Here is a 23,065-nt window from a genome sequence, read left to right on the forward strand (position 1 = left end):
CTCGGGCTTGACCCGAGCATCTCAGGCAGGAGAGGCGCCTCTTCCTGCACGAGATTCTCGGGTCTGCGCTGCGCTTCGCCCGAGAATGACGCTCTGCATCCCTCACACACTCAGCACCGCCGAGGTGAGAAGCTGCGTATAGGCGTGGTGAGGATCGTCGAGGACCTGGTCGGTCAGGCCCTGCTCGACGACGCGACCGTCCTTCATCACCATCAGCCGGTCGGTCAGGAGGCGCGCCACGGCGAGGTCGTGGGTGACGATGATCGCGGCCAGGCCGAGATCGCGCACCAGCACGCGCAGCAGGTCGAGAAGGCGGGCCTGCACGGAGACATCGAGGCCGCCGGTCGGCTCGTCCATGAAGACGAGGCGCGGTTCCGAGACCAGCACGCGGGCGATCTGCAGGCGCTGCTGCATGCCGCCGGAGAATTGGCGCGGCCGGTCGTCGATGCGGGTGCCGGCGATCTCGACGCGCTGGAGCCAGTCGAGCGCGCGCTCGCGGATCTGGCCGTAATGCCGGTCGCCGCGATCCATCAGCCGCTCGCCGACATTGCCGCCGGCGGTGACATCCATGCGCAGCCCGTCGCGCGGGTTCTGGTGGACGATGCCCCAGGCGGTCCGCATCAGGCGGCGGCGCTCCTGCTCGGAGACCGAGTAGATGTCGAGCGGCTCCGTGCCGCCCCTGAACAGCACCTCGCCCGCGTCGGGCTTGTCGATGCCGGCGAGGCAGCGCAGCAGGGTCGATTTGCCGGAGCCGGATTCGCCGACGATGCCGAGCACCTCGCCCGGCCAGAGGTCGAAGGAGACATCGGCGCAGCCGATGCGCTCGCCATAAAAGCGGCTGACGCCGTCGACGGAGAGCAGGGGGGCGGGTTCGAGATCGACTGCAGGGAAGGCGGTGTGGAGGGTCATGGGCGCGTCTCCGGGGTGGAGGGCTCTGCCGTCATGCTCGCCCTTGTGGCGAGCATCCACGTCTTGAACATGACGTTCGGTCGACGAAGACGTGGATGGTCGGGACAAGCCCGACCATGACGGGAAGGGTGGGTGGCAAGGCGATGCGTCATGGCTTCGCCTCGATCAGGCCGCTCGCGGCCGCGTCGCCCAGCATCGTGCCGCGATGGCCTTCCGCCCGGCGGGTCTCGCAATAATAGCTGTCGGAACAGACGAACATGCGCCCACCCTGGTCGTCGATCACGACCTCGTCGAGATAGCTGTCGCCCGCGCCGCACAAACCGCAGGGCTGCGTCCAGCTCTGGATGCGGAAGGGGTGATCCTCGAAATCGAGGCTGCGCACGCTCGTATGGGGCGGCAGCGCGTAGATACGCTTCTCGCGGCCGGCGCCGAACAACTGGAGCGCGGGCGACATGTGCATCTTCGGATTGTCGAATTTCGGGATGGGCGAGGGCGCCATCACGTAGCGGTCGTTGACCATGACCGGGTAGTCATAGGTCTTGGTGATCTCGCCATAGCGGGCGATGTCCTCGTAGAGCTTGACCTGCATCAGCCCGTATTCGGCCCAGGCGTGCATTTTGCGCGTCTCGGCCTCGCGCGGCTCCAGGCGGCGTAAGGGTTCCGGCATCGGCACTTGGTAGACCATGACCTGGCCGCTTTTGAGCGGCGCTTCCGGGATGCGGTGGCGGGTCTGGATGATCGTCGCCTCGTCGGTCGCCTCGCAGGTGCGGACATCGGCCGTGCGCTCGAAGAACCTGCGGATCGAGACGGCGTTCGTGGTGTCGTCGGCGCCCTGGTCGATCACCTTGAGCGTATCGGCCGGGCCGATGATCGCGGCGGTGATCTGGATGCCGCCGGTGCCCCAGCCTCGGGCCAACGGCATCTCGCGCGAGCCGAAGGGCACCTGATAGCCGGGCACCGCCACCGCCTTGAGCAGGGCGCGGCGGATCATGCGCTTGGTCTGCTCGTCGAGATAGGCGTAGTTATAGGCCGGCCTGGTATCGTCTGCCGGCATCTGATGGATGGTCATTCCGCAGCCTCCGGCATCGTATTCGGCTCCTGAGCCAGCCGCTCCTCGCGTTCGCGACGGATGCGACGGATCAGCTCCAACTCGCCCTGGAAATCGACATAGTGCGGCAGCTTGAGATGCTCGACGAAGCCGGCCGCCTCGACATTGTCGGCGTGGTAGAGGACGAATTCGTCCTGCTGCGCGGGGTAGTTGGCGGCCTCGCCGAAATCGCGCGCCTTCAGGGCGCGGTCGACCAGCGACATCGACATCGCCTTGCGCTCGCTATGGCCGAAGACGAGTCCGTAGCCGCGGGTGAATTGCGGCGGCACCTCCTTCGAGCCCTGGAACTGGTTGACCATCTGGCATTCGGTCAGGGTGACGTAGCCGAGATCGACCGCGAAGCCGAGTTCCTCGGGCACGAATTCGACTGAAACCTCGCCGACGCGGACCTCGCCGACGAAGGGATGCGTGCCGCCGAAGCCGCGCTGCACGGAATAGCCGAGGCCGAGCAGGAAGCCCTCGTCGCCGCGCGCCATCGACTGCAGGCGCACGTCGCGATCGGCCGGGAAGGAGACGGGATCGCGGGTCAGGTCGAAGGGGCGCGGGTCACCCTCCGGCGGCTCCTCGGCTTCCATCAGGCCTTCGGCGCCGAGGATGTCGGGCACGCGCGGCATGGTGGCGTCGAGCGGGGCCTTCAGGCCGTCATGCTCGGGCTTGACCCGAGCATCTCCGGACGCGGAGGCTCCGGTGTCGTCTCGTCCCGAGACGGCGGGATCAAGCCCAGCCATCTCGGCGGGAGAGTCCATCAGGGCGAAGTCGAAGAGCCGATGCGTGTAATCATAGGTCGGGCCAAGCACCTGCCCGCCGGGCAGATCCTTATAGGTCGCCGAGACGCGGCGGCGGATCGCCATCGCGGCGGTGTCGAGCGGCTCGGAGGAGCCGAAGCGCGGCAGCGTCGTGCGATAGGCCCGCATCAGGAAGGCGGCCTCGATCACGTCGCCCTGCGCCTGCTTCAGCGCGAGCGCGGCGAGGTCCTGGTCATAGAGGGAACCCTCGTTCATCACGCGGGCACAGGCCAAAGCCTGCTGCTCGCGGATCTGGGCGACCGAGATTTCCGGCACGTTGGGATCGCCGCGGCGTGCCTCGGCGACGAGATCATGCGTGGCGAGGATGGCGGCCTCGCCACCTTTGACTGCGACATACATCAGCGAGCCTCCTCAACCTGCGTCGAGCGCGGCAGGCCGATCAAACCCTCGCCATGCGCGAGCAGGACATCGACGCCGAGCGGGTAGAGCGCGCCGTTCTCGCGCAACTCATCGATGAAGCCGGGGCGCAGGCCCAGCGGCGCGATGTTGCGTGAGCCGAGGATGCCGGGTCCGGCCAGAGTGAGGGCGGGGCCGTTCTCCAGTGCCGCGACCTGTACGACCACCGTGGTCGAGCGATCCGGGAACTGGTCGGTGCCGAGATTGAAGGCGGAAAGCTTGGGCTCGTCTGCCTCACCATCGATGACCGCGAAGGCGGCCTCAGCGGGATCGTCGACGAATGCGGCGGCGCAATGGAAACGCAGCCAGGCGCCGGCCGGGCCGTTGCGCAGGGCTTCCGGAAGCCAGACCGGCGTCTCGTAATCGGCGAGCGTCAGCAGGGCTGTCGCGGTTGCCGACGCCAGACCTTCCGGCGGCGTGATCTCGCCTGCGACCTGCTGCAGCGTGCCAGGCTCGGAGAGGGCGGCGAGCAGGGCGCGGAAGGCGGCCTGCGACTGGAAGACCGGATCGGAGAAGCCGGGAGCGATCATGGTTTCAGCCGACATCACGAACCCCGGACCAGCGTGAAGAAATCGACCTTGGTCGCGGCGGCCTTGCGCGAGGCGAGGTCGCGGGCAGCCACCTGCTGCGCGGCGAGGGTCGCGACGCCCTGATGCAATCCGCTGCCTTCGGCTTCGTCCTGGAGACGGGCGTCGAGCAGGGCGGCGAGCCTTGCCTTCCGGCCGTCACGGCCGAGCGCATAGGAGAAGCCCATCCGCCCGTTGGAGAGGCGCACGACGCAGCGCGTCACAGTCGCTTCGCCGAGATTGAAGCGGCGGCCGGCGCCACCGGCGCGACCCTCGACCATCACGGTGCCGGTCTCCGGCGCCTTCAACAGGTCGTGGGCCGGCGGATCGCCGAGCAGAGTTTCGATCTCGCTGCGGGAGGCGCGCGCCAGCGTCGCCATCCAGCTTTGCCTCGGGGTTTTCTGCGTCATCGGCGCGGGCTCGCTGGTCAGTTCCGAATGTCTAGACTATGCTAGGGGAGTTGATGGCAAAGGTCTATACTTTTTGAGCGACAATTCGATGACGGACACCGCGCTTGCGGAGCGTGACGGGGGAACGGCCTGGCGGCGCATCGCCGACGAACTGGCGGAGGCGATCGGACGCGGCGAGTACAAGCTCGGCGACACGCTGCCGGCCTCGGTCGCGCTGGCCGAGCGCTACGGCGTGCACCGCCACACCGTGCGGCAGGCTTTCCGCCACTTGGCCGAGCAGGGTCTGGTGACGGTCTCGCGCGGACGTGGCACGCAGGTGACATCGCCGCGCCTGCCCTATCCGATCGGCCGGCGCGTCAGCATGCGCACCAATATGGGCAAGCTCGGCATTACCGGGAGCAGCCGAATGCTTTCGGCCGAGGTGGTGGTGGGCGAGGCTTTCGCCTGCACGGCGCTCAAGCTGAAGACCGGGACGCCGCTCTGGCAGGTGCAGGGCGTGAGCCTCGCCGACGGCGTGCCGATGGGCACCGGCACGCATTGGCTTGCGGTCGAGCGCTTCCCGGATTTCGACAAGGCCTATCGCGAGGCCGCCGGTTCGATCACGGCCGCCTTCAAGGTCTATGGCATCGCCGATTACGTGCGCCTGTCGACGCGCCTGACGGCGCGGCTCGCCGATATGCGCGAGGCGGAACTACTGGAGATCGCGCCGGATTCGGCCGTGATGATCTCGACGGCGGTCGACGCCTTGCCGGACCTGAGGCCGGTGCATCTCGTGAGCAGCGTCTTCGCCGCCGAGCGGATGGAGATGGTGATCGAGCCGTTCGGGGATTGAAGGACGGGGGCCGCTCTTCGTCATGGCCGGGCTTGTCCCGACCATCCACGTCTCCACTGATCGAGGGGCGTGTTCAAGATGTGGATGCTCGCCACAAGGGCGAGCATGACGGACTGCAAGACGCTTTGATTTTGCGAGGCAGGCTCCGCCCTTAGCTCGCCCGCCGGCCGATGATCGCGAAGCGCAGCTTGCCCGACAGGAAGTCGATGGCCGAGACGGCGGCGAGGATGAGCAGGATCAGGAAGGAAACCTGCTGCCATTCCAGCGTGCGGATCGTCTCGGCGAGATAGAGGCCGATGCCGCCGGCGCCGACGATGCCAATGATGGTCGAGGATCGCGTGTTCGACTCGATGTAGTAGAGCACCTGGCTCGCGATCACCGGCAGGACCTGCGGCAGCAGGCCGAAGCGGATTTCATGCGCCTTGCCGCCGCCGACCGAGGAGACGCCCTCGACCGGCTTGCGGTCGGCCGCCTCGATTGCTTCCGAATAGAGCTTGCCGAAAGCGCCGAGATCGCTGGTCATGATCGCGAGCATACCGGCGAAGGGGCCGAGGCCCACAACATTGACCCAGATCAGCGCCCAGATCAGGGCGTCGACGCCGCGCACCGTGTCGAGCGAGCGGCGGGCGAGGAAATGCACGACGCGGTTGGCGACGACGTTGCGCGCCGCGATGAAGCCGAGCGGCAGGGCGAGGATGGCGGCGAGCACGGTGCCGAGGAAGGCGATGGCGATGGTCTCGAACAGAGCCTTCACGAAGATGACGGCACGCGCCCAGGAGCCGGGATCTGGCGGCAGCATCAGCACGATGAAGCTGCCGAGGCTGCCAAGCCCGGCAATGATCTTCCAGAGCGAGGTTTCGAGCGTCGTCAGCCCGTAGAGGAAGAAGCCGGCAAGCGCGGCGATGCTGCCGATCGTCGCGAGCTTCGTGCTGAGCGAGCCGCGGATCGCGGCCTCGTGGCGGCGCAGGATGTCGGCGCGCTCGGCCGTCGAGAGGGCGAGGCTCATCGGCCATGCTCCAGGCTGAGAAGGGCGTGGCGCAGCCGCTCGGTGGCGTAGTCGATCAGCATCACCGTGACGATGATCAGCAGCAGGATGGCGCTGACATCGGTAAAGTAGAATTTGCGGATGGCCTCGATCAGGTCCTGCCCGATGCCGCCGGCGCCGACGAAGCCCATGATCGAGGCGCCGCGGACATTGATCTCGAAACGCAGCAGCGTATAGCTCGCGAAATTGGAGAGCACCTGAGGCACGACCGCGAAGCGCACGATCTGCCACCAGCTACCGCCGGCGGCGGTGACGCCGTCGACCGGTTTCAGGTCGATATTCTCGACCACTTCGGAGAAGAGCTTGCCGAGCGCGCCCATGGTGTGGATCGCGATGGCGAGCACGCCCGGCAGTGGGCCGAGGCCGAAGGCGATGACGAAGATCAGCGCGAAGACGATCTCGGGCACGGTGCGGCAGAATTCGAGATAGCGGCGCACCGCGAAGCGCAGCCAGGTGGCGCGGCCGAGATTGGCGGCCGCGGCGAAGCAGAACAGGAAGGCGCCGGCGGCACCGAGGATCGTGCCGACATAGGCGATGAGCACGGTCTGCCAGAGCAGCTTCAGCCAGCCCTTCAGGCCCCAGTACCATTCGGACAGGTCGGCACCGATGCTGGAGAGGCGCAGCGTCGGCAGCGTCTCGTAGATGTATTTCGGGAAACGGTGGATGTTCTCGAAGAACTTGGCGAGATCGACCTCGGCACCGCGCGCCGACAAAAGCACGCAGGCGATGAATACGGCGATGCCGACCAGGGCCTGCCGGCGCTTGGCGGATGAAGCCTGCCGATAGGCCTCGGCACGGGCCCGGATGGCCGGGTCGTTGCTGTCGATCGCGAGGGTCATGGAGTTTGCGTCCGTTGCCGGAGAAGGCGCGGGTGGCGCCGCGGCCGTCATGCTCGCCCTTGTGGCGAGCATCCACGTCTTGAAACCGCATTCGATCAGCAAAGCGGAGACGTGGATGGCCGGGACAAGCCCGACCATGACGGCGAGAGCAGGCGTGCTGCTTACGACGACTTCTTCTTGCGGAGGTCGTCGACGAACTTGTTCAGCTCGATGATCGGGTCGTAGGCCTTGTTGTCGACGGCGACGAGCGGGCCCTGCTTGCCCTCATAGATCTTGTCGAAGGCGGCCTTGTCCTTGGTGGCGAGGTTCAGCACCGCGTCACGGATCTTGGCCTTCAGTTCCTCCGGCAGGTCGGTGAGATAAGCCATCGGCGAGTTCACGATCTGGTCGGACTTGTAGATGATCCGGAAGTCCTCGGCCTTGGCCATGCCCTTGCGGGCCATGCGCTGCAGGTTCGATTCCTGCTCGTCGTTCCACCAGTTGGCGGCCATGTCCACCGTGCCTTGCTGGAGCGCGATGATCGCGTTCTCGTGGCTGCCTGTGTAGACGACCTTCGAGAAGAAGGTTTCCGGCTCGATCTTCATGCCGTTGAGCACGAAGCGCGGAACGTTGTTGCCGGAGGTCGAGTTCGGGTCGACGAGGCCGAGATTCCTGCCCTTGAGGTCCTCGACCTTCTTATAGGGCGAGTCCTTCTTCACGTAGAAGACCGAGTGGTAGCCCTTGGTGCCGTCGAGATTGGTCTCGATGGCGAAGGCATCGACCTTGGCGCCGGTCATGCGGGCGCGGGCGAAGGAGGCCGGGCCGTACATGCCGATATGGATGTTGCCGGCGCGCTGGCCCTCGATGATCGCGGCATAGTCGTTGGCGATGCGCAGCGTCACCTTGGTGCCGAGTTCCTTCGCCAGATAGTTCACGAAGGGGGTGTAGCGCTCGACGACGCCGGAAGCGTTCTCGGAGGGGATGATCGCGAAGACGAGCTCGGGATATTTCGCCTTCCAGTCCTGCGCGAAAGCAGGCGCCGCGGCGAGCGCGAGGCCGGCGACGGCGAGCGAGAGGGTATGACGACGGGTCAGCATCGATGTGCTCCTGGTTGCAGTCGTAAGTGGGGCGGTCTTCTCGCGGCGACAGCCCCAAGGGGCCGGTCCGGCGATCTCTGGAAATCAGGCGATCTTCTGGCGCGCGCGCTTCGCTTCGGAGGCAGCGATGGCGTCGAGCGCGTCCAGCGCCTCGGCGCCGGCATCCTTGGCCTCGATGCCGTAGAGCTCGGCCGCGATCTCGCGGGTCAGGGCCTGGGGCACGTCGTCGAACACGACCTTGCCGGCGGACATGCCGATCAGGCGGTCGCAGTATTTCGCGGCGATATCGAGGTCGTGCAGGTTGCACATCACGGTGATGCCGTCCTCGCGATTGATGCGGAACAGCGCGTCCATGACGACCTGGGTATTGCGCGGGTCGAGCGAGGCGATCGGCTCGTCGGCGAGGATGATGCGCGGTTCCTGAACGAGAGCACGGGCTATGGCGACGCGCTGCTGCTGGCCGCCGGAGAGCGTCTCGGCGCGCTGCGCCAGCAGATGGCCCATGTCGAGGCGCTCGAGCGCAGCGATGGCGCGGATCTTGTCGTCCTCGGAGAAGCTCTTCACCAGCGTCAGGGCCGCCGAGCGGTGGTTCAGCCGGCCGAGCAGGACATTGGTCAGTACGTCGAGGCGCCCGACGAGATTGAACTGCTGGAAGATCATCGCCGTATCGCGGCGCCAGCGACGCAGCGAAGCGCCCTTCAACCCGGTCACGTCCTGCTCCGCGCAGACGATCCGGCCGGTGCTCGGCTCGGTCAGGCGATTCAGCATGCGCAGCAGCGTCGACTTGCCGGCGCCGGAGGGGCCGATGACGCCGACCATCTCTCCCTTCGGAACGGTCAGGGTCACGGAGTCGACCGCGTTCCTGTCGCCAAAGCGCTTGGTCAGGCCTTCGATGCGCAGCATGAATGATTTCTCGGGCACGATACGGGGCATGAGCACGCTCCCCTGGCCAAGGTTGGACGGGCTGGCGTCTCGATCGCGGCGAGGCCTAACGAGCGCGGATGACAGCCGCATGACGGCCCTGGGCTGCCGGATTCATCACGCCGCCAGCCGGTCAACGTTTCGTGAGGTCTCCAGAATGGGCTTGGCGGTTCCGCGGCTTACCGGCAGGATCAGGTGTGGATGTTTGTGTGAGGCGGAGATGCCCGTGGCGGCGGGTCTTTCGACGGCAAGCATCTTGCATTGATGACTATGAGGCCGGATCGAGACGGCATCGGCGCAGAAACCGCTGTTTTTGTGCCGCTGTGGCGCGCCGGCATCTTAGCAACGCCTTTCGTTCCATTTAAGACCAATGGGCGGCAACGGAGCCTCCAGCCTGATGAAGCGGTTCGTTCTTTTCGTTCTCGTCGCCGCCATCGCCGGCGGCGGCTATTATGCCTACCGCAATCAGCGCGCCGGCACTCAGCAGGCCCAGGCGAGCGCGGTCTCGGGGCCGCGCGCCGTGCCGGTCGAAGTTGCATCCATCGAGATCGGCACCGTCAGCGAGGAGGTCGAGGCGCTCGGCACGCTCGCAGCCGATGAATCGGTGGTGATCGCCCCCGAGATCGCGGGCCGCGTCGTCTTCCTCGGCTTCAAGGAAGGCGAGCGCGTCAAGGCCGGGCAGGAACTGGTCAAGCTCGATACAGCGATCCTCGATGCCGAGCTCAAGCAGGCGATGGCCGATCTTGGTCTCGCCCGCGATACCAACGAGCGGCTCAGGGGGCTGGTCTCGCGCGGCTCGGGAACGCAGGTCGCGCTCGAGGAATCGGCGGCGAAGCTCGCCTCCAGCGAGGCCCGCGTCCAGCTCGCCAAGGCCAAGCTCGCGCAGTCGACCATCCTGGCGCCGTTCAACGGCGTCGTCGGCCTGCGCTCGGTCGGCGTCGGCGACTATGTCTCGGTCGGCAAGCAGATGATCACGCTGACCAAGATCGATCCGATCAAGATCGATTTCCGCGTGCCCGAAATCTATCTCAGCCGCCTCAAGACCGGACAACCCGTGCAGATGCGGGTCGACGCCGTGCCGGACCGCAATTTCCAGGGGCATATCTACGCCATCGACCCGGTCGTCGACGTGAACGGCCGGGCGATCCGCCTGCGCGCCAACATCCCCAATGCCGATCTCGCCCTGAAGCCCGGCCTCTTCGCCCGACTCGCCATCACCGTCGACCAGCGCGAGAACGCGATCCTGGTGCCGGAGATGGCCGTGGTGCCCGACGCCGTCGGCAAGATGGTCTATATCGTCGACAAGGGTAAGGCGAAGCGCGTCACCGTCGAGCTGGGCAAACGTCTGCCCGGCAAGGTCGAGATCGTCAGCGGACTGAAGCCCGACATGCAGATCATCACCGCCGGCCAGATGCGGCTGCGCGATGGCGCGACCATCGCGATCAAGGACAAGGTCGTCCAGACGAGCCAGCTCTAGGACCGCCCCATGAGCCTCTTCGAACTCTTCGTCCGCCGGCCCGTTCTCTCGACGGTGCTGAGTCTGCTGGTAATGCTGATCGGCATCGTCTCGTATGGCCGCCTGACCATCCGCGAGTATCCCAATATCGACGAGCCGATCGTCTCGGTCCGAACCGATTATCGCGGCGCCTCGGCCGAGATCATCGAGACGCAGGTCACGCAGATCCTGGAGAACTCGATCGCCGGCATCGAGGGCATCGAGATCCTGTCCTCGACCAGCCGCCAGGAGCGCAGCTTCATCCAGGTGCGCTTCCGCCCGGACGTCGATCCCGACGTTGCGGCCTCCGACGTGCGCGACCGCGTCAGCCGCGTGCGCAGCCGCATGCCGGACGAGATCGACGAGCCGGTCATCGCCAAGGTCGAGGCCGACTCGCAGCCGATCCTCTACCTCTCGCTGACCAGTTCGCGGCACGGACCGCTCGAGCTGACCGACTTCGCCGACCGCTTCATTTCCGACCGCGTCCAGAACGTCACCGGCGTGGCGGAGGTCCGCATCCTCGGCCAACGTCAATATGCGATGCGCATCTGGCTCGATCGCGCTCGGATGTCGGCCTACGACGTCACCGTGCAGCAGGTGGAGGCTGCCGTCCGGGCGCAGAACATCGAAATCCCGTCGGGCCGCATCGAGAGCAACGACCGCGAGTTCACGGTGCTTTCGCAGACCAGCATGACCACGCCGGCTGAGTTCCGCGAGATCGTGGTCAAGGACGCCAGCGGCTTCCCGGTCAAGGTCAAGGACATCGCCAAGGTCGAGCTCGCCGCGCGCGAGGAGCGCAACGCCGCCTGGTTCAAGGGCACGCCCTCGGTCACGATCGGCATCGTCAAGCAGGCGACCGCGAACCCTCTCGACGTCTCGGCCGGTATCGAGGAAGCGCTGCCCGGCATCATCGACGATCTGCCGCAGGGCATGTCGATCGCCAAGTCCTACGACACCTCGGTCTTCATCGATCGCTCGATCAAGGCGGTCTACCAGACGATCCTCGAGGCGATCGTGCTGGTCGTGCTGATCATCTTCGTCTTCCTGCGCTCGGTGCGTGCGACCCTGATCCCGCTGGTGACGATCCCGGTCTCGCTGATCGGCTCCTTCGCGCTGATGTACGCGTTCGGCTTCACCGTGAACACGCTGACGCTGCTCTCGATGGTGCTCGCCATCGGCCTCGTCGTCGACGACGCCATCGTCGTGCTGGAGAACGTGCACCGTCATATCGAGGACGGCATGCAGCCGACCCCGGCAGCGATCCGCGGCATCAACGAGATCGCCTTCGCGGTCGTGGCGATGACGCTGACGCTCGTCGCGGTCTATGCGCCTATGGCCTTCTCGACCGGGCGCACCGGCAAGCTCTTCATCGAGTTCGCACTGACGCTGGCCGGCGCGGTGCTGGTCTCCGGCTTCGTCGCGCTGACGCTGACGCCGATGATGTGCGCCAAGCTGCTGCGGCATCACGAGAAGCACAACTGGCTCTACAACCTGCTGGAAGGCGGGTTCAACGCGCTGTCGCGCGGCTACAAGGCCTCGCTGCGTGCGGCGCTCTCGGTCCGTCCGCTGGTCGTGCTGCTCGCCCTCGGCGTCGCCGGCAGCGGCTACTACTTCTTCACCCATCTGCGGGCGGAGCTGTCGCCGGTCGAGGATCGCGGCACCATCAACGCCATCGGTGTCGCGCCGGAGGGCGCGACGATCTCGTTCACCGCCGCCTATGCCCGGCAGGTCGAGGAGTATTTCAAGAAGATTCCCGAGGTCGACACCTATCTCGTCATCGTCGGTTTCCCCGACGTCACGCGAGCGATCGCCTTTGCCCGGCTCAAGCCCTGGGAAGAACGGCAGCGCAAGCAGCAGAACCTCGTGGCCGAGATCAACCGCGGGCTGTCGCAGATCCCGGGCATCCGCCTGTTCGCGACCAACCCGCCCTCGCTTGGGCAGGGCAACGCCAACAGCAAGCCGGTCGAGTTCGTGCTGCGCTCGTCGGAGCCCTATACGCAGATCAAATCCTATGTCGATCAGCTCATTGCCGAGGTGTCCGGATCGCCTGTGCTGACCAATGTCGAGACCAACCTCATCCTCGACAAGCCGCAGATCAAGGTCTCGATCGACCGGCAGCGCGCCGCCGATCTCGGCGTTAACGTGGACATCATCGGCCGGACCATGGAGACGCTGCTCGGCGGCCGTCAGGTCACGCGCTTCAACATGAACAGCAAGCAATACGACGTCGTGCTGCAGGTCGAGGGCACCGAGCGCAACACGCCGCAGGCGCTGCAGTCGATCTATCTGATGGGGCGCGGCGGCGCCGTTGTGCAGCTTTCAAGCCTGGTCAAGGTCGAGGAAACGGTCGCGCCGAAGGAACTCGTACGCTTCAACCAGTTGCGCTCGGCGACGGTCACGGCAATTCCGGCGCCGGGCTATTCGCTCGGCGACGCGCTCAAGGTGCTGGAGGACGGCGCGGCGCGCGTGCTGCCCAATACCGTGCAGGTCGACTATTCCGGCCAGAGCCGCGAGTTCAAGCAGTCGGGCGCGAGCATCTTCATCGTCTTCCTGCTGGCGCTGGGCTTCATCTATCTCGTGCTGGCGGCGCAGTTCGAGAGCTTCGTCGATCCGGTCGTGATCATGGTCTCGGTGCCGCTCTCGCTGACCGGCGCGCTCGCCGCGCTCTATTTCACGGGCGGGACGATGAACGTGTACAGCCAGATCGGCCTGATCACGCTGGTCGGCCTGATCACCAAGCACGGCATCCTGATCCTGGAATTCACCAACCAGCTCCGCGACGAGGGCCGCGAGATGATCGACGCCCTCGTCGAGGCGGCTGAGCTGCGCCTGCGACCGATCCTGATGACGACAGGCGCCATGGTGCTCGGCGCCGTGCCGCTCGCCATCGCGCATGGCGCCGGAGCGGAGAGCCGCTCGCAGATCGGCTGGGTCATCGTTGGCGGCATGACCTTCGGCACGCTGCTGACGCTCTACGTGGTGCCGGTCGCGTATAGCTACCTCGCCCGCACGGTCCATGGCTCGCGCCACGCTCCGCATGACGAAGCGCATGGGGCGCATCCGGTACCGGCGGAATAGCGACTACCCGCCGTCATCCCGTGCGCGCTGCGGCACGTCAGTGCTGCGGCGCAGACACGGGACCGTCCTCAGGAAAAGGCGCCTTCTCGTCACGCGGTCCCGCATCTGCGCAGCGGCATTCCATGCCGCAGCGCGTGCGGGATGACGCTGTGGGGCGCTATTGCAGCCTGACCGAAACGCTCTCGCTCGCCCCGGTCGCATCGATCACGGATATCCGCATGAAGCCTTTGCCGGGCGGCTGCCATTGCGTCTCGCGGCGGCGCTGCGGCTCGGTCACCGGCGTGCCGTCGACCAGCCAGGTATAGGGCGGCGAGCCGCCGGCCGCCTTGAGATTGAGCCGGCCGGCGCCACCGAGCGCCGAGGCGGCGAGGTCGATGCGTGCGCCGTCCGGCGGGAAGGCGAGCTTGAGGGCAGGCGTCGTCATCGCCGTCACGGTCTTGGGCACGTCCTGCCGGAGATGGCGCAGCGGCGGCGGCAGATGGCCGGTGCTGGCGACGATCGCGTCCGCCGGCTGCGGGAAGGGGCGCGGATCGATGCCGAGCCGGGCGAAGGCGTCGAACAGGATCGGCGCCGCGACCGCGCGCCCGACGAGGCCTGGCACCGCGCCATTGTCGGCGCGACCGACCCAAACGCCGATCGTATGCTTGCGGTCGAAGCCGACGGCCCAGGCGTCGCGATAGCCGTAGGACGTGCCTGTCTTGTAGGCGATGCGGCCGGGCACGGCATTGAGCGGCGGCGGCGCGCCCAGCAAGGTATCGGCGACGTACCAGGCTGCGACGGGATCTACGAGGCGACCTCCCTCACGCGAGCCCTCATCCTGAGGAGCGCTCGCAGAGCGCGTCTCGAAGGATGTTCCAGAGTGCGCTGGAGCATCCTTCGAGACGCCGCTTCGCGGCTCCTCAGGATGAGGGCTGAGGGAAGGGAACATCACCGCCCGGAAGCGCAGCGGCAGCATTTCGCCGCCACGCGCCAGCCCGACATAGGCCCGCGTCAGGTCCTGCAAGGTGATGCCGAGGCCACCGAGCCCGACGGCGAGGCCGGGCGCGCCGCTGTCCCTGGGCAGGGCGATGGCGACGCCGACATCGCGCAGGCGCGAGAGGAAGCGCTGCGGGCCGAGCGCCGAGAGCAGTTCGACGGCGGGCACGTTGAGCGAAAGCTGGAGCGCCTTGCGGGCGCTGACCATGCCCTGGAACGTCATGTCGAAATTCTCGGGAATATAGATGCCGTAGCGCGCCGGCCGGTCCTCCAGCATCGTCTCGGGATGGGCGATGCCGTTATCGAAGGCGAGCGCGTAGATGAAGGGCTTCAGCGCCGAGCCCGGCGAGCGCAGCGCCCGCGTCAGGTCGAGCGCTCCGGCCCTCTCCGCCGCGAAATAATCGACGCCGCCGACCGAGGCTCGGATCTCGCCGGTCTCGTTGTCGACGGCGAGGATCGCGATCGAGACCTGGGGAGGAAGGCCGAGGCTGCGCTCGCGGGCGAGCCCTTCGAGCGCGGCCTGCAGGCGCGCGTCGAGCGAGAGCTTCTGGATGCGCTCGGCCGGGGCTTCAGCCACCGCCTGCTCGGCGATATGAGGGCTGAGGTTCGGGAAGGGGCGGCGCGCGGTCGGGACCGGCTCGTTGCGGGCGGCGGCGACCTCGTCTGATGTGGCCAGGCCCGCCTGCTCGACCCGTTCGAGCACGCGCTCGCGCGCCTTGCGGGCGGCTTCGGCGAAGCGGTCCGGCCGGCGCGTCTCGGGCGATTGCGGGAGGGCGACGAGCAGCGCGGCCTCTGCGGTCGAGAGCCGCTTCGGCTCCTTGCCGAAATAGGCGAGACTGGCCGCGCGCACGCCTTCGAGATTGCCGCCGAAGGGGGCGAGCGTCAGGTAGAGGTCGAGAATGCCGGCCTTGTCGAAGCGTTGCTCCAGCTCGACGGCGCGGACAGCCTGCCGGAGCTTGGCTGCGAGCGTGCGCTCCTCGCGCGGTTCGAGCAGGCGCGCAACCTGCATGGTCAGGGTCGAGCCGCCGGAGACGACGCGGCCGTTCATGAGCATCTGGCCGGCTGCACGCATCATGCCGAGCGGGTCGATGCCGTGATGTTGGTCGAAACGCTTGTCCTCGAAGGCCTTGAGCATGGCGAGATAGCGCGGATCGACATCCTCGCTGGTGACGGGGAGCTTCCAGCGTCCATCGTTGGTCAGGAAGGGGCGCAGCAGCTTGCCCTCGCGGTCAAGCACCACGGTCGAGCGGTCGGAGGCGGCCGCGAGGTCGAGCGGGGGGAGGGAGCGGGCGTAAAGGATGAGGGCGGCACCGGCTGCAAAAAACGAGAGGCCAAGGACGCCGGCAGCGATTCTTAGTTTGCCAAAGCGTGGCCGCCGCTTCCCTTCTCCCCTTGCGGGAGAAGGTGGCTCGGCGAAGCCGAGACGGATGAGGGGTCGCGCGACGATGATCGAAACCTGCGTCTTAAAGGACCGCCAACGATCAAGCGCAGCGCGACCCCTCACCCCAACCCTCTCCCGCAAGGGGAGAGGGGGCTCCGTTGTGATTGATCTTTCATCCTGCGCCATGGCGGCAATGCCTTACCGCGCCGAGGTGATCTCCACCGCGCCGAAGCCGGTGCGACCGAAGCGGTCCGGCCGGTACATGTCCTCGATCACGGCGGCGGGGGAGACATAGCGGCCGGGCGAGACGGCGCGAGCGATATAGGCGACGGTGTAGGAGAGCTTGTCGTTCTTCGAGCCCGAACGCTCGAACGCGGCGACATAGCGGTCGTCGCGCGACTCGGTGTGGACCGGGTAGACCTCCTGCTTCAGCCAGTCGAGCCCCGCGACCGAGGCGCCTTCCGTCAGGTTGGCGTTCTCGATCTCAAGCCCGGCCGGGACCGGATCGACCAGCAGCAGGCGGCCATAGCGCGGCGCCGCTTCCGTCACCGTCAGCGCGACGACATAGCGCTCGTTCTGGCGCAGGCGCGCCGGATCGGCCTTCTCCCCCTTCATCGTGTAGATGACGCGCTCCAGCCCGAAGCCCTGATTGAGCGCAGGCTCCGGCGCGGTGGGGATGCCCGCGACGGTGATGACGGCTTGCGCATTGCCGGCATTCGGATTGGCGATGGTCAGCGGCCTGGCCTCCAGCGCCTCGGCGGAGAGCGTGCGGTAGAGCGCGCCCTTCCGGGGGGCGCCGTCCACCGTCAGCGTCATGCCCTCGGCATCCTTGGCCATGGCCTGCGCCGCCAGCACCATCCACATCTGCTCCTGCGTCGAGGTGTAGTTGTAGCGGGCGCTGCTGCGGGTGGCGTCGAGGATCGAGACGGCGCGGCCGATATCGGCGCGCTCGCCATTGGCCTCGGCGATCAGGGCGAGCACGCCGGCCCCGTCGCGCAGGCGGGAGCCGTAATCGGGCCGCGACAGGCCGTCATCGCTCGCCTGCTGGAGCAGGCCCAGCGCGCTGCCGAAGGCGGCGCGGCCGCGGCCGCGATCGCCCAGCGCCGAGAGCGCCGCGCCGATCTGGGCGCGGGCGAGCGGCGTCGCGAAGTCGCCGAGCTTGTTGTCGGCGAGATAGCGCAGATCGCCCATCACCGGCCGGCCGTTGCGGGCGAGCACATAGAGCGCATAGGCGATGCCGGCGGCCTCTTCCTTGTTGATCTCGCTGGTGTTGACGACCTGATTGCGCAGGCGGTCCAGTGCGAGGTTGAAGGCGATCTGCGGCACGGCGAACTGCTTCTCGCGGGCCCGTGTCAGGAAGTCTGTGACGAAGGCGTCGAGCCAGAGATCGTCGCCGCCGACGCCCCAGAGCCCGAAGGAGCCGTTGCCGCCCTGACGCGCCAGCACGCGCTCGATCGCGTTGACGACCCGCTCGTCGGCCTTGTCGTCGAGCGCGAGTTGCTCCAGCGAGGCGAGCTGGTTGACCGCGAGCAGCGGCAGTGCGCGGGAGACGGTCTGCTCGGTGCAGCCATAGGGATAGCGGTCGAGCGCCTTGAGCAAAGCGGGCACGTCGAGCGAGCCGAAGGGCGATACCGTCACCGAGACTTGGCCGGAATTCGGCACGAGATCGGCCAGCAGGTCGGAGGAGACGGTGATCGCGCCGCCATTGCCGGGAATGGCGCGGACGATGCGGCGCGCGATCGTGGCGGCCGAGGGCTGCACGCGCACGGCAAGGTTCTGCACCGTACTGAGCCCGTTCGGGCCTGAGACGCGCACGTCGAATTCGGCGCGGCCGAGGCCGGCGGCGGTGACGGGGATCGTCATCTGCGTCTTGGCGCCGGCACCCATCTGCATGGTGCGGTGGGTGGCGTCGGCGGCGACCAGAACCGGGCCCTTCACGTCGAGATCGACGGTATAGGCGCCGGCGGGGCCCTCGACATTGTCGACCTGGAGATGGAAGCGCGACTGATCACCAATGGCGAGGAAGCGCGGCAGCGTCGCCTGCGCGACGATCTGGTCGCGGACGATCACGTCGGCGCTGGCCTGGCCGGTGCGGCCGGCCGACCAGGCGACGCCCATGACGCGGACCGAGCCGTTGAAGGCCGGCAGGTCGAAATCGATCTTCGCCGTGCCGTCCGGCCCGACCTTGACCACGCCGGAATAGCGGGCAAGCGGCTCCTGCGTCGGCTTCTCGCCATCCATCTGGGGTGCCGCGTCGCCGCCGGTGCGGATCGCGCCGCGCGTGCCCTGCATGCCGTCGATCAGGAGCCCATAGAGATCGCGCAGGTCATGGCCGAGCTGGCGCTGGCCGAAGAAGAATTGGCTCGGGTCCGGGCTCTCGTAGCGGGTGAGATTGAGGATGCCGATATCGACGGCAGCGAGCGTGACATAAGCCTCCTCGCCGGCCCTTATGCCGGTGACCTTGACCGGCAGCGACAGCGTCGTGAGCGGGCGAACGAGCTTCGGCGCGCCGAGATCGAGCGCCAGCGTGCGCGTCTCCTTGCCGATCTGGAACCAGGACAGGCCGATGGCGCGGCCGGGCAGGCGCTTGGCGGCGGCATCCATGGGCCGGTGCGCGAGCACGACGAGATAGGCGCTGGCGCCCCATTCGGCCTTCACGGGAATGCTGGCCGAGGTGCCGCCCTCGGTGATGTCGACGGTGCGGATATCCGCGACCTTGTCGGTGACGATGGCGAGCGTCGCCTTGCCGGCGAAGCGCGGCGAGAGGCGGACCTGCAGGCTCTCGCCATCGGCGTAGGATGCCTTGTCGAGTGCGACGTCGAGCACATCAGGCGTATCGGCGGTCTTGTCGCTCTCATAGCCGACGCTGAAGGAGACGGAGGTCTCCGCAGCCTCGTTGCCGTCGGAGGTCACGTCGAGGCGGTAATTGCCCCATTCGACGGCTGCGGCGATCTTCGCGCCGGTTGCTTCCGCCACCGCGACCTCGCCATCGGCGACGCGGCGAGTGGTCTTGACGCCCTCATAGTTCCAGCGGCCGTCCTGGAAGAACCACTGATAGTTGCGGCGGACCTTCGACAACACCCATTTCACGCCCGGCCGGGCAAGGCGCTTGCCGTCGCCGGTCGCCATGATGACGTCGAAATTGGCGGTCTGCCCGTTGCCGAGATCGCCGTCCCTGAAAAGCTTCTTCACGCCGATGGCGGCACCCTTCGGCACGATCGGCAGGGTGACGGAGCGCGCGATGGCGCGCCCGCCGGGCTCGCCGACGCGCACGGTCATCTCGACTTCGAGCGGGCGGTTGGTGTCGGGCTGTTGCACGGGGTTGGAGATCGTCGCCTTGCCGGAGGCGTCGGTCGTGGTGCTCTCCTCGAACTCGCTCTGGACCGGCTCGAAAGCCTCGTCGGTGAGGCCGACCTGATAGTCCTTGAAACCGGGGATGGCGCTGGCCTCGGCGGAGCGGATCGTCATCGAGCCGGTGACATCGAGCTCGGAGCCCGGCGCGCCGTAGAGATAGCGGGCGGCGACGTCGAGCTCGGCCGGCTCGCCGGCCTGCAGCAGCGGCGCCTTCGGCGTCAGCGTCAGCTCCAGCCGCTCGGGCACATAGTCCTCGACGAGGAAGGAGGTCTCGCCGATCGCCTGGCCCTTCGGATCGGAATAGGCGAGGACGCGCCAGGTGCCGGTCGCCGAGCCCGAGACGAGCTGGATCGAATGGGCGCGGCCGCCCGCGCCCTGATCCTCGACCTGACGGCGGCGGTACTCGACGCCGTCGGGGCGCTTGACGACGATGGTCAGCGGCAGGCCGGTGACGGCCGCGCCCTTGGCGTCGCGCAGGAGCGTGGTGAGATAGACCGTCTCGCCGGAGCGATAGACGCCGCGCTCGGTATAGAGATAGGCGTCGAGCCCGGCGGGGGCGACACGGCCCTTCACGCCGCGATCGGAAAGGTCGAAGGCGGTCTGCTTCAAGTCGAGGAAACCGTAATCCTCGGCGAGCGAGGCGGTGACGAGGCCGGGCGCATTGCCGCCCTGGCCCTTGCCCAATCCGGCATCGAAACGGGCATAGCCGTTGGCATCAGTCTTCGCCGTGCCGAGCACTTCGTTGTTGCGGGCGATCAGCCGGAGCTCCGCATTGGCGATGGGCCTGGCGTCGGCCAGCGAGCGGGCGAGCACATGCACGCCGTCCGGGCCGGTGAAGGAAGTCAGGCCGAGATCGGAGACGACGAACCACTGCGTCGCCCGCGTCGAACCGTCATCATAGGAATCGCCGTCGTCGCTGGGCGCGGCCGCGGCGGGTCCGCCCGAGGGCTTGGCGAACATCACATAGACGCCGGGCTTCAGGCTGCCGACGGCTTCTGTCACCGGGAAGGCGGTGATCACGTCCTGGTTCAGCTCGGACTTCACGTCCATCGTGCCGGTCCAGACGGTCTGGCCCTTGTCGCTGGAGATCTGCCGGGCGGAATAGGAGCCGATCTGGCTGAGGAAATCCTCGGAATGGACGGAGTTGATCAGGTTGCGATCGCCGATCCGCATGACTTCTAGATCGAGCTTGCCGGAATTGACCGAGACGACCGGGATGCCCTGCTGGCCGGTGCGCGGCAGCACGTAGTTCTTGCCGGTGAAGCGCACCGAAGGCGTGCGGTCGCGGACATAGATCTCGTAATCGGCCGATTTCAGCAGGGTCTCGTCGGGAATGGCCGAGGGCACGCCCTGGCGGATGACGATGGCATAGCGCTCGCCGTGCTTGAGGCCGTCGACGCATATCTGGCGATCCTCGGCGCTGACGGCGAAATCGCCCTTTCCTCCGGAGATCGCGACATAAGGCGCGAAATCGACCCGTCCGCGGGCCAGGGCTTCCGAGAATTCGAAGCAGGCGCGCGGGGAGGCGGCGTCGGAATCGGTCTTGTTGGAGAGCAGGCGGAAGCCGCGCTTCTCGCGCAGGCTCTCATAGGAGCTTTGCAGGGCTGCATTGGCGGCGAGGTCGAGGCTGAGCCGATAGGTGGTCAGCGCCGGGCGCCACAATTCGTTCTTCTCGAAGGTGCGGGCGAGTACGCCGAGCGAAGCCGCCTCGTCATTGCGGCTGGTCGAGCGCTGATAGGCGAGATAGGCGGCGGCGACCGCGCGCTCGCGCAGTTCCCAGCGCTCGCGATAATCGCGCGGCTCGATCGCGTTGGCGGCACGCGCCATCAGGCGCCAGCCGGCGGCGTTAGTGGAATCGGCGACGATCGCAGCATTGGCCTGGGGCAGGGCGGAGCGGGCATCGCCGCGGCCGAGCGCGATCTCGCCGGCCCGGATAGCGTCCGCCGCCGAGCGGTTGCCGACGGCGACCTCGCGCTTCAGGCGTTCTTCCAGTCGCTGCCCGTCGGCCAGCAGGTCATTGCGGATATAGGCTTTCTGGGCGAAGGCGGGGGCTGCCGCCAGCGTGAGCGAGAGGGCGAGCGCGAGACGGGAAAGCAGGGTCATCGTCGATCCTCTTCGTCGATCGGCCAGCCTGGTATCAGCGGGCATGGCTTCAGGCCGATGACGGCGTGAGACGGAAGCCGTCAGGCTACCACCGCGCCGCGCGCGTTCAAGTCATGTGAATGCAGGTCGTGTCGGGTTTCGTGCCGATCTACCCATCCCGATCCTCACGCGCGGGTCATCCCGGCTCTTCGCGCCGCTGCGCCCGGGATGACCCGCGCGCGAATGTCATCTGCCGGTTGCGGCGCGGCGCGTTCTGACGCTCAATGCAGCCGCTTCGCCCGCCTTCGAGGACGAGACCCATGCCGCGTGCCACTCTCCCAATCCAGCGAATCACCTGGCTCCGCAGCGTTGCATTCACGCTCGCGCTGCTGGCGCCGGCGTTCGCGTCCGCACAGGCGCAGCGCCCCAACCCGCAGATGGCCGCGGCGCAAGCCGGCTTCGAGGCTCTGCCCGAGGCCGAGCGCAAGGCGATCCAGAACGACCTGATCTGGGCCGGCCAGTTCAACGGCGCGGTGTCCGGCAGCTATGGCCCGCTCACCTTCCGCGCCATCAATGCCTTCAAGGGCAGGGGCGGCACGGCGGACGGCCTGCTTGCGCCGGCGGAACGGGCAGCCCTCGCGAGGGTGGCGCAGGCGGCGCGCGATACGGCCGGGTTCAAGGTCATCGCCGACGACAAGACCGGGGTGCAGATCGGCATTCCCATGAAATTCCTGCCAAAGCGCGACGTGACCTCATCCGGCGGCAGCCGCTGGCAGAGCGCCGACGAGAAGGTGACGCTCGATACCTCCGCGTCGCCGCCCGGCGAGGATCTGGCGGCACTGTTCGAGAAGGCGATCGCGGTCAACCCGCACAGTCCGCGCAAGATCACCTACAAGCTGCTGCGGCCGGATTTCTTCGTCGTCACGGGCGAGACGCCGGGCGGACGGTTCTACCGCCGGCTGTCGGCCGGACCGCAGGGCTTGCGCGGGTTCTCGATCGGCTACGACAAGGCGCTGGCGTCGACCGTGGACAAGCTGGTCATCGCGATCGCGGCGAGCTTCGAGCCCTTCCCGACCGGGGCGGTTCCGGCCCAGCCTGCGGCGGTCGCAGGCACGTCTCCGGGACTGTCGTCGCTTCTGGCGCCGGCCGCACGCAGCAACGAACGTTACGGCGTGGCGCTGGCGCTGACCGAGCGGGTGTCCCTGAGCGCTTCGGCGGCAGTCGATGGCTGCCGCAGCTTGCGTGTCGGGAACCGCAACGCGAAGCTGCGCCTGAAGGACGACGCGAGCGGGCTCGTGCTGCTCGACCTGGACGGGACGGGCGCGGCGAAACCGCCGGGCCTGCGCAGCGCGGCGACGGGCGCATCCGAAGCTCTGGTGCTGGTCGCCTACGGCAACGATGCCGGCAAGCGGACAGCCGTCGCACTGCCCGGCCAGGGCGTGCAGGCCGGCGGCAAGCCGGCGCTCAACGCGCCGCTCCAGCCGGGCCAGGCGGGTGCGCCGGCTTTCGACCGGCAGGGGCGGCTCGTCGGCATCGTCACCGACAATCCTTCCGACAAGATCCTGATCGCCGGCATCGCGCCGCAACGCAGCTACGCCTTTGCCGACGCCGCTTCAATCCAGTCATTGCTGGGCCGAGCCGGCGTCACGCTGCCGGCTGCTGCCGCTGGGGCAGAGCTCAGCACAGGCGCGGTGGTCGAGCGTGTTTCCGGTGCGGTCCAGCCCATCACCTGCGGACTGTAGCCTCGACCGAAATGAGAGGTTGTCACTGGCCGCGCGATCGGCTCAGATGA

15 protein-coding genes are annotated in these 23,065 nt (G+C 67.5%); 4 read left to right on the forward strand and 11 right to left on the reverse strand.

Annotated elements, in window-relative coordinates; all coding sequences use genetic code 11:
* Window positions 1–102: 102 nt before the first annotated feature.
* The 5 genes from phnK to phnG form a co-directional block, all read right to left on the reverse strand.
* A complete protein-coding gene (phnK, locus tag OCUBac02_RS04235) occupies window positions 103–909 on the reverse strand; it encodes a phosphonate C-P lyase system protein PhnK (RefSeq protein ID WP_173043622.1) in 807 nt (268 codons plus the stop codon).
* A gap of 148 nt (window positions 910–1,057) precedes the next feature.
* On the reverse strand, window positions 1,058–1,978 hold the full coding sequence (locus OCUBac02_RS04240) for an alpha-D-ribose 1-methylphosphonate 5-phosphate C-P-lyase PhnJ (RefSeq protein ID WP_244639092.1): 921 nt from the start codon (window positions 1,976–1,978) through the stop codon (window positions 1,058–1,060).
* Window positions 1,975–3,162, reverse strand: a complete 1,188-nt coding sequence (locus tag OCUBac02_RS04245) for a carbon-phosphorus lyase complex subunit (protein WP_173043624.1) — start codon at window positions 3,160–3,162, stop codon at window positions 1,975–1,977. Before OCUBac02_RS04245 ends, OCUBac02_RS04240 begins: the two co-directional genes overlap by 4 nt.
* Window positions 3,162–3,764 (reverse strand): phosphonate C-P lyase system protein PhnH, encoded by a 603-nt coding sequence (gene phnH / locus OCUBac02_RS04250; RefSeq protein ID WP_082009745.1) that lies wholly within the window; start codon window positions 3,762–3,764, stop codon window positions 3,162–3,164. Before phnH ends, OCUBac02_RS04245 begins: the two co-directional genes overlap by 1 nt.
* Window positions 3,764–4,195 (reverse strand): phosphonate C-P lyase system protein PhnG, encoded by a 432-nt coding sequence (phnG, locus tag OCUBac02_RS04255; RefSeq protein WP_047578422.1) that lies wholly within the window; start codon window positions 4,193–4,195, stop codon window positions 3,764–3,766. The genes phnH and phnG overlap by 1 nt, the downstream gene beginning before the upstream one ends.
* Window positions 4,196–4,283: 88 nt before the next feature.
* Here phnG and phnF point away from each other — a divergent pair, with 88 nt between their 5' ends.
* A complete protein-coding gene (gene phnF / locus OCUBac02_RS04260) occupies window positions 4,284–5,027 on the forward strand; it encodes a phosphonate metabolism transcriptional regulator PhnF (RefSeq protein ID WP_173043626.1) in 744 nt (247 codons plus the stop codon).
* A gap of 151 nt (window positions 5,028–5,178) precedes the next feature.
* On the opposite strand, the gene phnE (OCUBac02_RS04265) is transcribed toward phnF, so the two are convergent.
* From phnE (OCUBac02_RS04265) to phnC, 4 genes are all read right to left on the reverse strand, one after another.
* Window positions 5,179–6,033 (reverse strand): phosphonate ABC transporter, permease protein PhnE, encoded by an 855-nt coding sequence (phnE, locus tag OCUBac02_RS04265; protein ID WP_173043628.1) that lies wholly within the window; start codon window positions 6,031–6,033, stop codon window positions 5,179–5,181.
* A complete protein-coding gene (gene phnE / locus OCUBac02_RS04270; RefSeq protein ID WP_173043630.1) occupies window positions 6,030–6,911 on the reverse strand; it encodes a phosphonate ABC transporter, permease protein PhnE in 882 nt (293 codons plus the stop codon). Before phnE (OCUBac02_RS04270) ends, phnE (OCUBac02_RS04265) begins: the two co-directional genes overlap by 4 nt.
* A 161-nt stretch (window positions 6,912–7,072) precedes the next feature.
* Window positions 7,073–7,987, reverse strand: coding sequence for a phosphonate ABC transporter substrate-binding protein (phnD, locus tag OCUBac02_RS04275; protein ID WP_173043632.1), 915 nt, complete (start codon window positions 7,985–7,987; stop codon window positions 7,073–7,075).
* An 84-nt stretch (window positions 7,988–8,071) separates the two neighbouring features.
* A complete protein-coding gene (gene phnC / locus OCUBac02_RS04280) occupies window positions 8,072–8,890 on the reverse strand; it encodes a phosphonate ABC transporter ATP-binding protein (RefSeq protein ID WP_047575945.1) in 819 nt (272 codons plus the stop codon).
* A gap of 415 nt (window positions 8,891–9,305) precedes the next feature.
* On the opposite strand from phnC, the gene OCUBac02_RS04285 reads away from it, so the two are divergent.
* Together OCUBac02_RS04285 and OCUBac02_RS04290 are read left to right on the forward strand one after the other, a co-directional pair.
* Window positions 9,306–10,385 carry an efflux RND transporter periplasmic adaptor subunit gene (locus OCUBac02_RS04285; RefSeq protein WP_173043634.1) on the forward strand — a complete coding sequence of 360 codons (1,080 nt, stop codon included), beginning with the start codon at window positions 9,306–9,308 and terminating at the stop codon, window positions 10,383–10,385.
* Window positions 10,386–10,394: 9 nt separating this feature from the next.
* Window positions 10,395–13,481: an efflux RND transporter permease subunit gene (locus tag OCUBac02_RS04290; RefSeq protein ID WP_173043636.1), complete on the forward strand. Its 3,087-nt coding sequence runs from the start codon at window positions 10,395–10,397 to the stop codon at window positions 13,479–13,481.
* 157 nt (window positions 13,482–13,638) lie between these two features.
* Here OCUBac02_RS04290 and pbpC read toward each other — a convergent pair whose 3' ends face one another.
* Both pbpC and OCUBac02_RS04300 read right to left on the reverse strand, forming a co-directional pair.
* Window positions 13,639–15,885 carry a penicillin-binding protein 1C gene (gene pbpC, locus OCUBac02_RS04295; RefSeq protein WP_465247776.1) on the reverse strand — a complete coding sequence of 749 codons (2,247 nt, stop codon included), beginning with the start codon at window positions 15,883–15,885 and terminating at the stop codon, window positions 13,639–13,641.
* Between the two features lie 150 nt (window positions 15,886–16,035).
* Window positions 16,036–21,294 carry an alpha-2-macroglobulin family protein gene (locus OCUBac02_RS04300; RefSeq protein ID WP_173043640.1) on the reverse strand — a complete coding sequence of 1,753 codons (5,259 nt, stop codon included), beginning with the start codon at window positions 21,292–21,294 and terminating at the stop codon, window positions 16,036–16,038.
* Between the two features lie 299 nt (window positions 21,295–21,593).
* On the opposite strand from OCUBac02_RS04300, the gene OCUBac02_RS04305 reads away from it, so the two are divergent.
* Complete coding sequence (locus OCUBac02_RS04305; protein WP_173043642.1) at window positions 21,594–23,015, forward strand: serine protease family protein; 1,422 nt, start codon at window positions 21,594–21,596, stop codon at window positions 23,013–23,015.
* Window positions 23,016–23,065 lie beyond the last annotated feature (50 nt).

The organism is Bosea sp. ANAM02, assembly GCF_011764485.1.
GTDB lineage: Bacteria > Pseudomonadota > Alphaproteobacteria > Rhizobiales > Beijerinckiaceae > Allobosea.

What these genes read in the sequence shown, in the direction of transcription:
- phnK (WP_173043622.1), bottom strand. Translation starts at nt 909, where the DNA reads ATGACCCTCCACACCGCCTTCCCTGCAGTCGATCTCGAACCCGCCCCC.
- OCUBac02_RS04240 (WP_244639092.1), bottom strand. Translation starts at nt 1,978, where the DNA reads ATGACCATCCATCAGATGCCGGCAGACGATACCAGGCCGGCCTATAAC.
- OCUBac02_RS04245 (WP_173043624.1), bottom strand. Translation starts at nt 3,162, where the DNA reads ATGTATGTCGCAGTCAAAGGTGGCGAGGCCGCCATCCTCGCCACGCAT.
- phnH (WP_082009745.1), bottom strand. Translation starts at nt 3,764, where the DNA reads ATGTCGGCTGAAACCATGATCGCTCCCGGCTTCTCCGATCCGGTCTTC.
- phnG (WP_047578422.1), bottom strand. Translation starts at nt 4,195, where the DNA reads ATGACGCAGAAAACCCCGAGGCAAAGCTGGATGGCGACGCTGGCGCGC.
- phnF (WP_173043626.1), top strand. Translation starts at nt 4,284, where the DNA reads ATGACGGACACCGCGCTTGCGGAGCGTGACGGGGGAACGGCCTGGCGG.
- phnE (WP_173043628.1), bottom strand. Translation starts at nt 6,033, where the DNA reads ATGAGCCTCGCCCTCTCGACGGCCGAGCGCGCCGACATCCTGCGCCGC.
- phnE (WP_173043630.1), bottom strand. Translation starts at nt 6,911, where the DNA reads ATGACCCTCGCGATCGACAGCAACGACCCGGCCATCCGGGCCCGTGCC.
- phnD (WP_173043632.1), bottom strand. Translation starts at nt 7,987, where the DNA reads ATGCTGACCCGTCGTCATACCCTCTCGCTCGCCGTCGCCGGCCTCGCG.
- phnC (WP_047575945.1), bottom strand. Translation starts at nt 8,890, where the DNA reads ATGCTGCGCATCGAAGGCCTGACCAAGCGCTTTGGCGACAGGAACGCG.
- OCUBac02_RS04285 (WP_173043634.1), top strand. Translation starts at nt 9,306, where the DNA reads ATGAAGCGGTTCGTTCTTTTCGTTCTCGTCGCCGCCATCGCCGGCGGC.
- OCUBac02_RS04290 (WP_173043636.1), top strand. Translation starts at nt 10,395, where the DNA reads ATGAGCCTCTTCGAACTCTTCGTCCGCCGGCCCGTTCTCTCGACGGTG.
- OCUBac02_RS04300 (WP_173043640.1), bottom strand. Translation starts at nt 21,294, where the DNA reads ATGACCCTGCTTTCCCGTCTCGCGCTCGCCCTCTCGCTCACGCTGGCG.
- OCUBac02_RS04305 (WP_173043642.1), top strand. Translation starts at nt 21,594, where the DNA reads ATGCCGCGTGCCACTCTCCCAATCCAGCGAATCACCTGGCTCCGCAGC.